The organism is Neobacillus drentensis (assembly GCF_036965425.1).
In the GTDB taxonomy this organism is placed as follows: Bacteria; Bacillota; Bacilli; order Bacillales; family Cytobacillaceae; genus Neobacillus; species Neobacillus drentensis_F.
The window spans coordinates 648-4,324 of sequence record NZ_JBALPP010000124.1 but is presented as its reverse complement, the minus strand read 5'-3'; the positions used below and the strand labels follow the sequence as shown (position 1 = coordinate 4,324).

2 protein-coding genes are annotated in these 3,677 nt (G+C 37.9%); both read right to left on the bottom strand.

The genetic code is table 11. The annotated features are described in order from the left end of the window. Positions 1-146 precede the first annotated feature (146 nt). Complete coding sequence (gene nspC, locus V7161_RS25415; RefSeq protein WP_335715598.1) at positions 147-1,274, bottom strand: carboxynorspermidine decarboxylase; 1,128 nt, start codon at positions 1,272-1,274, stop codon at positions 147-149. Between the two features lies 1 nt (position 1,275). Then, positions 1,276-2,520, bottom strand: coding sequence for a saccharopine dehydrogenase family protein (locus V7161_RS25410; RefSeq protein WP_335715597.1), 1,245 nt, complete (start codon positions 2,518-2,520; stop codon positions 1,276-1,278). Positions 2,521-3,677 lie beyond the last annotated feature (1,157 nt).

Here is a 3,677-nt window from a genome sequence, read left to right as displayed (position 1 = left end):
AAGAGCGTTTCATTGCCCGTAGAACAAAAAAACAAACTACAGCGGTCAATGAAATATAAGATCTAGGCCTATCTTATTTTTACAAAACAACTAAAAAACCAGATTCTAGTTTGAGAATCTGGTTTTACAAAAATTCTAGTATTCTGTTAAGCAAGTCTGACTTTAAAATCTTGATAGCCAAATTCGCGTACGACCTTACAATCGCCATCTTTATCTTGTACCGCAATCGCTGGTAAAGGCATGCCGTTAAACGTGGTGTTTTTCACCATGGAGTAAATCGCCATATCACCAAAAACCAATCTGTCGCCGCTCTTTAATGGCTGGTCAAACGAATAATCGCCGATCACATCGCCTGTAAGACAGGTTTGGCCACCAAGGCGATAAGTAAATGGCTTCTCGCCTGCTTCTCCTGATCCAAATAAAGGAGGACGATAAGGCATTTCCAACACATCCGGCATATGACAAGTTGCGGAGGTGTCAAGAATAGCAATATCGATTCCGTTTTTATGGAGATCAAGTACAGATGTGATTAAATACCCTGCGTTGAGAGCGATGGCTTCTCCAGGCTCAAGATAAACTTCTAATCCATATTTTTCTTGCATTCTCTTGATGCATGCTTCAAGTCTCGGGATATCATAATCTTCCCTCGTAATATGGTGGCCGCCGCCGAAATTGATCCATTCCATTTGCGGAAGCCATTGGCTAAACTTTTCTTCCACTGCATTTAAAGTCGTCTCTAAATCATCAGAGTTTTGCTGGCAAAGGGTGTGGAAATGCAGTCCTGAAACACCATCAAGTAATTCTGGACGAAAATCTTCCTGTTTTACGCCAAATCTGGAACCCGGTGAACATGGATCATAGATTTCATGGCCAACTTGTGTTGAACACTCAGGATTGATGCGCAAGCCCACTTTCCTGCCAGCCTGAAGAGCTTTGTCTTTAAATTTTTCCAACTGTGAGAAGGAATTAAAGATAATATGATCGCAAATCGAGATGATTTCGTCGATTTCATCTTCACGGTAGGCAGGGGCAAAGACATGATTTTCTTTGCCCATTTCTTCGTACCCCAAACGTGCCTCAAACAAACCGCTTGCTGTTGTACCGCTCAAATATTCTCCAATGAGGGGATACATGGTTGTCATAGAAAATGCCTTTTGTGCCAAAACAATCTTAGCTCCCGTACGCTGCATTACGCCATTAAGGATTTTTAGATTTTTTTCAATAAGACCTTCATCAACTACATAACAAGGCGTTGGTAATTCTTCAAACCGCATCTTATCGAACTAGCTCCAGCTCTTTTTCTTCTGCTTCTTCTGGCAATGCATCCACAAGTACAGGATTAAAGTCTTCTACCCATGGAAGACCCCATTTGTTTAACTCTTCCATGAATGGATCTGGATTAAACTCTTCAATATTGAATACGCCTGGCTTATTCCATTTGCCAGTCATAATCATCGCTGCACCAATCATTGCAGGAACGCCTGTTGTATAGGAAATCGCTTGAGAACCGACTTCTCTATAGCACTCTTGGTGGTCACAAATGTTGTAAACGTAATAAGTTTTATCTTTTCCATCCTTTTTCCCTTTGAAGATACAGCCGATGTTTGTTTTTCCAACTGTACGAGGTCCAAGGGAAGCTGGATCTGGTAATACCGCCTTCAAGAACTGAAGTGGAATGATTTGTTTTCCTTCGAATTCGATTGGCTCGATGGAAGTCATTCCAACATTTTCAAGGGCCTTTAGGTGTGTAATGTAGCTTTGGCCAAATGTCATGAAGAAACGGATACGCTTAAGTCCAGGAATGTTTTGTGCAAGGGATTCAAGCTCTTCATGGTAAAGCAAGTACATATCTTTTTCGCCAACTTCAGCGAAGTTATAAACTCGTTTGATTTCCATTGGCTCGGTTTCAATCCATTCACCGTTTTCCCAATAACGTCCGTTAGCAGAAACTTCACGGATATTGATTTCAGGGTTGAAATTCGTAGCGAACGGATAGCCGTGGTCGCCGCCATTACAGTCAAGAATGTCGATATATTCAATTTCATCAAAATAATGTTTAAGCGCATAAGCAGAGAATACACCTGTTACACCTGGGTCAAAACCGCTGCCTAAAAGAGCTGTAATGCCTGCTTTTTCAAAGCGCTCACGGTATTCCCATTGCCATTTGTATTCGAATTTTGCTGTATCTTCTGGCTCATAGTTAGCCGTATCCATGTAGTGAGTCTTTGTTGCAAGACAAGCATCCATGATAGTTAAGTCTTGGTATGGTAATGCTAAGTTCATAACGATATCTGGTTTTACTTCATTAATTAATGCGATTAACTCATCCACGTTATCTGCATCAACTTGTGCAGTTGTAATTTTAGTTTTGCCGCCGTCAAGTTTCGCTTTTAATTCATCACATTTTGATTTTGTACGGCTTGCAATACAAATCTCTTCAAATACCTCACTGTTTTGAACACATTTATGAATAGCTACTGATGCCACGCCGCCGGCGCCAATAATAAGTGCTTTTCCCATTCTCCTATCTCCTAACTTAATAGATTTTGATTTTGCAACAACAACAAAAAAAGCAAGTGAAAAACGCATACCTGCGCACAACACTTGCTTTAGATATAATCAATATTAATACCATGACAAAAAGTCATAGAAATCCGTCTATCACAAAAGTCCTAGGACCATTGGGCAGAAAGCATTTTAATATTCAAAATATATCTTAGTAGGATCAGAGTCTATATAGCAAATAATTACTTTTACCACTCTTATTGACCGTTTCACAAGTTGTGTGCATATGCACTGGTTGTAAAGTAACCAACTTATAAAATTTGAGCTTTTAACTCAATCAATAAGGCAACCAAAGTTGCCAATCGGCATTTGACCCGGCTGTCCGTATGGCCTTGACTTCCAAAAGGAGGTGGTCAAAATTATCTGCTTGGAAAGACTCAAGATTTTGAATATCAGCTTTCCAATTTCATGCTATTACATATTATCACATTTAAAAATAATAGCAATAGTAAATTTTGAGAAATTTATCATAAAATGTCGAACTATTTTATTTGAATAATATTTTTTAGTGCTTTGTCCTTCATAGAGTGAATGAAGGACATTTTGATGGTGTTTCAAGAAGAGTTTTGTCCTTCATGTTGTAAATTCTATAAAAACAGGTAATTCGCCCTATAAAAATAGTTCTAATATTAATAAAACATATAAGTCATGGATTTATTGAGCGGGATGCTGGTATTGCGGAGGAAAGGTAAATTTTAAAAAGGAAACTGACTTTCGGAACATATATACATACATAAAGAGACCCCTTTTCATAAAGAAATTGGAGTCTCTTTTTTTCTTAAAAATAATTTGATAGAGGCAATAGGAAATGTTGTACTTTTTTGCTCAAGTAACTATTGTTAAGTTTTATATATGTACATCCTTTTAAAACCTCCTCGGGCTTAGCACTTTCGTACTTCTTCCACTTCTTTTCTAAAGGTTCAATCCTATACATGGAAACTCTATGTGTATTTAGGAAGAATTACTGATTCATGAATAACCAAGAATTTTATTGACAAACTAAAAAAGAAATTCGGTCTCTCGGGGGTATAAAATGAACGTAAATGAATTAGGTTTCCTTTGGTACTTACAATCAAGTTCAAACATGATCAATTTATTATTAAAATATCTTA